General features: G+C 40.7%; 5 protein-coding genes and 1 riboswitch. Of the genes, 2 read left to right on the top strand and 3 right to left on the bottom strand.

Annotated features, from left to right (window positions below):
- Positions 1-14 precede the first annotated feature (14 nt).
- A complete protein-coding gene (locus tag BIY37_RS08415; protein ID WP_070067398.1) occupies positions 15-1628 on the bottom strand; it encodes a hypothetical protein in 1614 nt (537 codons plus the stop codon).
- Positions 1629-2275: 647 nt separating this feature from the next.
- Between BIY37_RS08415 and BIY37_RS08410 the strand changes: the two genes are divergently transcribed.
- Complete coding sequence (locus BIY37_RS08410; RefSeq protein ID WP_070067397.1) at positions 2276-2482, top strand: hypothetical protein; 207 nt, start codon at positions 2276-2278, stop codon at positions 2480-2482.
- 452 nt (positions 2483-2934) lie between these two features.
- A riboswitch (cyclic di-GMP riboswitch) is annotated at positions 2935-3047 on the top strand.
- Between the two features lie 186 nt (positions 3048-3233).
- Positions 3234-6146: a M6 family metalloprotease domain-containing protein gene (locus tag BIY37_RS08400; protein WP_070067395.1), complete on the top strand. Its 2913-nt coding sequence runs from the start codon at positions 3234-3236 to the stop codon at positions 6144-6146.
- 223 nt (positions 6147-6369) lie between these two features.
- On the opposite strand, the gene BIY37_RS08395 is transcribed toward BIY37_RS08400, so the two are convergent.
- Positions 6370-6750, bottom strand: coding sequence for a YdbL family probable chaperone protein (locus BIY37_RS08395; RefSeq protein WP_070067394.1), 381 nt, complete (start codon positions 6748-6750; stop codon positions 6370-6372).
- A gap of 40 nt (positions 6751-6790) precedes the next feature.
- Positions 6791-7107, bottom strand: a 317-nt coding sequence (locus tag BIY37_RS08390) for a hypothetical protein (protein ID WP_230402475.1), incomplete at its 5' end; no start/stop codon positions are given.

Here is a 7107-nt window from a genome sequence, read left to right as displayed (position 1 = left end):
TGGGCGATTCATGCCTAAAAATAACCTTTTTTCAGCTCGAATTGCGAAAGTCGGGCTAGTGGTCCCACGACCCTATTGTCAAATATTTTGACCCTCAATTTTAATATCTTTTCAAACGACTTTTTAATAGAATCTGGCACATGAAGAAAGAGTTGCTTAATAGAAGATTTTGTGAAGAAAATGAACCTCTTCTTTTTATGGGGATTTATTGGAACACTTAAAACTTCAGGCCATAACATTAAGATAAGATTTTTGCATAATACGTGCTTTGGCGCCTTTCTGTATTTTTCCTTTACAGACAGCATACGTATGAGTAACTCTCGACAATTAAAGGGCGTAAAAATATCTTTCCATCCAATATTGAACTCCAGTTGACTCATAGCGTGCCAAGTTCCGTGCTCTTGTTCCCAATCAAATAAAGTCAGAGTATCTACATTATGTATATCTCCTAATCCCCAAAGCCACTTTTCAAAATTATTAATCGCAAATTGACTGTTTCCCATGGATTCAATTTTCGAAAGATCTCGGGCTGTTATTTTCTCCTTTTTAAGTTTATTATACATATCCCTAACAGATCTTCTTCCAGCTTCAGAGACACCACCAGTTACTGCAACTTTTTTCTGTCCATTGTATTTCAATATAGCATAAGCATCCGGCGCATAGACATCATGTGCTAATGAGGTATTTTTTTTGAATGCTTGAATAAATTCATCACTTATGATATATGAGCTTTTCACAACATCATGCTTTAACTTTAAATTTGAAAGGAGTATAGAAGGTATTCGCACATCGGCATGGTCGTCTGGCATATTTACCTTTCTTACTGTTACGTAAGAAATTTTATCACTTATTTCCTTAGAAGCTGCCAGGAGCAATCGACTATCCCAGCCAGAGGTTAATCCCAATGCTAAATCAAAACGATTGGATGCGCTCTTCATTAAACTCTTAAGATTTACCGATATTTTTTCTATAGCTTCATTAAGAGGTAGTTCGTCCAACTCTTTATTAGGCCAGTATCTCTTGGGCTGCCCTGTTAAAAGATCAAGATAATGGTTTGGCAGCAGATGCTTTATCTCTTTATACGGTGAACTATAGCAGGGAAACTTGAAGTTCTGATCATTTCGAAATTCGTAAGAATTAATAAAATCGACTGCATCAGGATCAAATTGCAACCGCAATATTTCCGCAATAATTCTTGGTTGTGATGCGCACCATAAATCTTTAGTATATACAGTATCTGTATAAAATGCCTGACGTAAGCCACAAGCATCATGAAATAATCTTATCGCTTTACCATCATTAACGATGAGTATCCATCTGCCACCGAATCGGTAAGTATGCTCAACAAAATTATCACAACTGGAAAGCTTGTGGATAAGTTCATTGATTATATCGAAATCCGTGGCTTGTGGATTATTCGGATCCAAAATAAATCCTAACAAAGTTATCGATTTGTTTTTATCTATTGCTTGGTAGATATTTAGATCTGGATGTGACGTTATCTTTAGAGAATTATTAATTTCCACTCTTTTCCATGAAGAAAATTCTTCATGGAAAAATGGGCCCAGAATAAATTGGTTATGATACAACAATTTTTTAAACGTTGAAGCGGATCCTTTTTTCATCATTTTATTAAAATAATTTGTGGGAGAATATCGTACTGGATAAGGATTTGCTGAAATTATATATACCCGAGGTAATCATGCCGAAGAAAGAAAAAGAGGTCCAAGTGGAACAGGTGGAATTGTGCACTGGGAATACTGGCTGCAAATTTATACAAAACTTATCCTCATAAAAACGGGGTCTGGGGAACGCGCTTAAGGAGAGGACACAAAAAAGTTGCAAAAGGCAGCTTAAAAAACTACAAGAAACGGCATAACAAGGGAGATACTACCTCCAGACAAGTTTGAAATGAAAGACCAAGAGTAAGAAATATCTATTTTTGTCAGAAGTCCGATATCAAATTTTAAAAAAATTTTGGCGAGTGTAAAACCGCCCTGATGTTTTTCAAAAAAAGATGTCTTTGTTTAGACACTAAATACCATTTGTCAAGTTATGTCTCCGGTTATAGGGTGGCACTGACAAACTTCGTTTGTCAGTGTGTTATATTCCAAATCCGCGTGTATATTCAAACAACATGGACAAACAAGTTTGTTCATGCCACACCGCAACCCGTTTAAATAAAATAATCCTATACAATCAAGCTAAGGAGCAGCGTGGAAAAGTGATAATAGGGAGCAATGGGCGGTTGTAGACGAAATGACTGGAAGGCAAGATGCAAGAACCAGTGATACCTGATAGAGGACACAAAGGGCTTAGTCTGGTAGACAAGGTATACTCAAGCGGGAACTTGAGAGCATCTTGGGAGAAGGGGAAAGAGAACGGAGGGATAGCGGGAATAGACCGACAGGGCTTCGAGTCAAATGAGAAAGAAGCAGAAAAGAACCGTGTGGAGCTAGACCTAAAACAAGCGAGGTTTTAAAATCTCGCTTGTTTTAGGTCTAGCAAAGGAACAATTAAGTATATATTAGAAGTGCATTACGAGGGCGGCAGCCTAGGGCAATCTCCTGTGCCTGGATGCTTTGTGGTGTTTACACTGAGCAATGTGAATGTGATTGCAACGACGATTTTCTTTTTGTATTCCCGATAGTATTGCTGCGTAAAATCTTCCTTTTTCGTAAGTTTTTTACACCTCCCTCCGGATTCCTTGACAGGAGAAATTTGATTGCAGCTTTTCTGCATTATGATTATAATTAAAAGATAGATTTTATCTATATGATGTTAGCATTTTTTAATAATATTGTTGATAATTGTCTGTTGCCACTTTGAATAATAACATCAATATCTATTTTTTTGATGCCTAACGTTATTTTGTTCTTCTGTGCATTTTAAGTAGCTGCTTTTTATAAAATTTATGTAACCGGACAAAAAATGTTCCGACAAAGGCAAACCCTGAGCAATCAGGGGACGCAAAGGAAAGGGTCTTGTGGTAGAGACGTATGACCATACATCTCTACAGATGAAAAAAAGATAGCCTTACTGCCGAAGATGTTTCACAGAAAAATCTTTGCAGTAAGGTTTTTTTGTTTTCGGAGATGTTTGTAAATAGGGGCCTGAACGAAATCTGACAAAAGCATATGTTTTCGTTCAGATAGGGATGGAAATTTCTGCAATGCTTCATGTTTCAGGAGATGAGCAGGGATAATCTCTATTTATAGCAGAGGCGGTTGAGGATGGAACAAAAAAAGGGTAATAAACCAACTTTGTGTTGTGTCCAAAAATCTTTTTTAAAAAGGGGACAAGAGGGGATTCTCACTTTATTTACATCGCTCCTGCTTTCCGCGCTTATTTTCCCCTTAAAATTATATGCCATCCCTGCATATGAGGGTCTTTTTACGCTACAGCAATCTTCAGGTTTTACCTTTGAAGCAAGACAGCACGGGGATGAATGGTATAACTGGGTTGAGACAAAGAATGGATACGGGATTTACAAGAATTCAACTTCAGGTAACTGGGAGTATTATATACCCTCTGCTGATTACGACAGGGGTAAACGGCCTTCATCCCTGATAGGTCGTACTTCCCATGCCGTTGTGGGAATAGCTGACCCTTCTTTACTGGGGATTCCAAGGGGACTGCGACCGCCAAAAACCTCGCCAAAAAAGCCAGAATCATTCGGTTCGAACCGAAATATTTTTCCTCAGAAGAGTTTACAAACCGAAGCAACCTTAGAGAAAGGATCAAAAGGTACGGCTATACGTGGTACGATGCATCTGCTAATTATTGCCGTTGACTATGCAGATACGGAAGCTACATATACCGCAAACCAGATACAGCCTCTCCTATTTGGAGACAGTAATAGCGTTTCTGATTTTTATAGCAAGACATCTTATTCATCCGTATTGATTGCCCCCGCAGCGGAATTGCATGGGACACCAAATGACGGATTCATTGGATGGCTGCGTTTGAGTGGAAATCATCCGAACACGGGTTCAAATACTGATGTAAGAAATCAGGAGATCTCAAAAAGTGCTATTCTTGCAGCGGATCCGTACATCGATTATGCTCAATATGATACTAATGAGGATGGTGTTATTGAGCCAACAGAACTTTCAGTTATGGTTATGGTGGCCGGGTATGAGGCTGCAGCTAATAGTCCTTCTCCGTCTGTATGGGCACATTCTTGGGGTATCAGTGGCGGTTGTCAAGTCGACAATAAAACGATATATGCTTATGCTCAATTTGGTGAAAAACACAGAAACCATCTTGCTACTTTTGGTGTCATGGCACATGAATTGGGACATCAGATGTTTGGATTGCCAGATCTGTACGATACAGATCCTAGCAATGGATACTCTTATGGAATAGGATATTTTGATCTCATGGGATATGGTAACTGGGGAAGGTCTGCATCCGAATTTGATGCAGGGTCATCGCCAACATATTTGTCAGCATGGTGTAAAGAATACCTCTCCTGGGGAAACGTAAATACTATATCTTCAAGCCAATTTGTTTCTTTTCCGAAAGCGGACGGCAATAGCTCCTCTATTTTTCGTTTAAATACAGCGGATACAAATCAATATTTTCTTATAGAGAACAGACAGTTTTCCGGTTATGATGCAGGATTTCAAAGTGTAGCTGGTATAACAGGACACGGAGGTATCGTTATCTATCATATCGACAGGGCAAAGACACCTCCCTTAAATTGGCAGGTGAACGCTGATCAAAATGATAAAGGCGTGGATGTAGAAGAGGCAAATGAAAGATGTTCAGAAAATTCATGTAGTAAACTGGATGCTGCGGTTTCCCTCGTGGAGACAAAAATGTTCTTTTTTTACGGAAATAATAGCGATTTTACCGATACTACGATACCTGGCTCCAGGCTTAAAAATGGTGACCCGACAAACATTTCTGTTACAGATATTTCAAGTTATGGCGATATAATGACTGCCATGGTGGTTCCATCAATATTCTGCACATATTCCCTTTCAACAATCAATCAGACCTTTGATTCCGGCGGAGGAACCGGCAGTGTCGATATAGCGACATTGTCAGATATTTGCGCCTGGACGACATCGAGCAATGAGGACTGGATTACAATCACCTCCGGTGACAGCGGTACCGGAAGTGGGACGGTTTACTACTCGGTTTCACCCAATAAAGATACAAGCGCCCGCTCGGGAATTATGACCCTTGCAGGACAAACCTTCACAGTAACCCAGTATGGGGTGGAGTGCACATATTCCCTCTCATCAACCAGTCAGACCTTTGATTTCAGCGGTGGATCTGGCAGTGCCGGTGTAACGGCATCGTCAGAGACATGCGTTTGGATGGCAACAAGTAATGCGGACTGGATTACAATCACCTCCGGCAGCAGTAACGCCGGAAGCGGGACGGTTTACTACTCGGTTTCACCCAATCAAGATACAAGCGCCCGCTCGGGAATTATGACCCTTGCAGGACAGACCTTCACAGTAACCCAGTATGGAGTGGAGTGCACATATTCCCTCTCATCAATCAGTCAGACCTTTGATTTCAGCGGTGGATCTGGCAGTGTCGGTGTAACGGCATCGTCAGAGATATGCGTTTGGATGGCAACAAGTAATGCGGACTGGATTATAATCACCTCCGGCAGCAGCAACACCGGAAGCGGGACGGTTTACTACTCGGTTTCACCCAATCAAGATACAAGCGCCCGCTCGGGAATTATGACCCTTGCAGGACAGACCTTCACGGTGACTCAGTATGGAATATCGATACCAACGCCAACGCCAACACCAACACCAACACCTACTCCAACACCAACGCCTACTCCAACACCAACGCCAACACCTACTCCACCGCCTTGTATAGTGAAAAGGCTTGATGTAAAACCAAAATCTCTGAGGCTTGTAAGGGAGACAAGTACGCAAAAAACCGTGACCTTAATTTGTAAAGATGGCTTCACGCCGACAAACCAGCCTGTGAGGGCTAAGATAATGAATGGTAAAAAACTCGTGGATGTTTCGCCGGCAGTGGCATATACTGATGGAAATGGTCAGGCAACATTTACCATTATCGCTGCGAACAAAACGGGTGATGCGATAGTACGATTCAAGCACCAAAAACTAATAAACGACGTAACGGTAAAGGTAAGAAAACAGTAACCATTGGGTTTTTTGAAAATTTCCAACAAAGAAGGTATGTTCCATGCAGCGATAGGGGCAAGTTTCAAACCCGCCCCTACCAGACTCATATTCACTACAAGTAAATAAAACATTGATCCTGTAATCTCGAAGGGATGACATGATTATAGTATATCGTCACCGATTATTGTTAACCCTGTGGGGGTGACTTGACATCATTTATTTGATCGCAACATAATGCAAACTACTTCTGGTACCATTTTTCGTTTTGATCCTGCAACCATTCACCTTTTCTGGCCTTATTAGCAATCTGCAGCGCCCTGCGCTGACCCACTTGCTCCACAGCAACCCCTTCTTTTTGAGAAATTGCCTCATAAACCTTTCTTCTATCGAGATTTTCTGCCTGAACAACATTCTCTTTCTCTCGTTTTCCACCAATAAACTGCAAGTACCCCATCCTATCCTCTCCAACAATCCCCTTAGCTTTTAATTCGACAATAAGTGGCAGGCGTTTCTCCATTTGCACCTTTACTGTATTTATGTCCTCGGCACAAAATAGAGTACCCGCAAAAACCGCCCTGACAACGACTATAATCAAAAGTGGTACCCACACGTTCGTCCTCATTTTTTATCTCCTTTATGAAAGCCTTCTCGTTTATTAAAACCTACTGAGCAGATTTATTTGATTCCTCAGTTTTCTCTGCCCCCGCAGTTCCACCACCAATGCTTTTTGCTGCTTCATCAAGATTGCCGAAGAAATCTTCCAACTGACGGTCTATCCGGACATTTACATCTATCGTAATTTGCATCGGCTTTACTTCTACTTCCACTTTGTGTTCCGTTTTACATCCCAGAGAAAAGATACATAATACCATACAAGGCACTATCAACTTTTTTCTCATCCATTCCTCCTTGTTTTTATTAGATCCTAAATTCTGCAAACGATTTTCGCAGTGCGAAAATCGACCTTCTGTAATACCCT

The sequence above is a fragment of the Candidatus Brocadia sapporoensis genome, from assembly GCF_001753675.2.
GTDB classification, from domain to species: Bacteria; Planctomycetota; Brocadiia; order Brocadiales; family Brocadiaceae; genus Brocadia; species Brocadia sapporoensis.
The sequence above is the reverse complement of the archived record's forward strand: the minus strand, read 5'-3'. Positions and strand labels throughout refer to the sequence as shown.

Excerpts from the sequence above, each read along its gene's own strand:
- BIY37_RS08415 (WP_070067398.1), bottom strand. The coding sequence starts at position 1,628 with ATGATGAAAAAAGGATCCGCTTCAACGTTTAAAAAATTGTTGTATCAT.
- BIY37_RS08410 (WP_070067397.1), top strand. The coding sequence starts at position 2,276 with ATGCAAGAACCAGTGATACCTGATAGAGGACACAAAGGGCTTAGTCTG.
- BIY37_RS08400 (WP_070067395.1), top strand. The coding sequence starts at position 3,234 with ATGGAACAAAAAAAGGGTAATAAACCAACTTTGTGTTGTGTCCAAAAA.
- BIY37_RS08395 (WP_070067394.1), bottom strand. The coding sequence starts at position 6,750 with ATGAGGACGAACGTGTGGGTACCACTTTTGATTATAGTCGTTGTCAGG.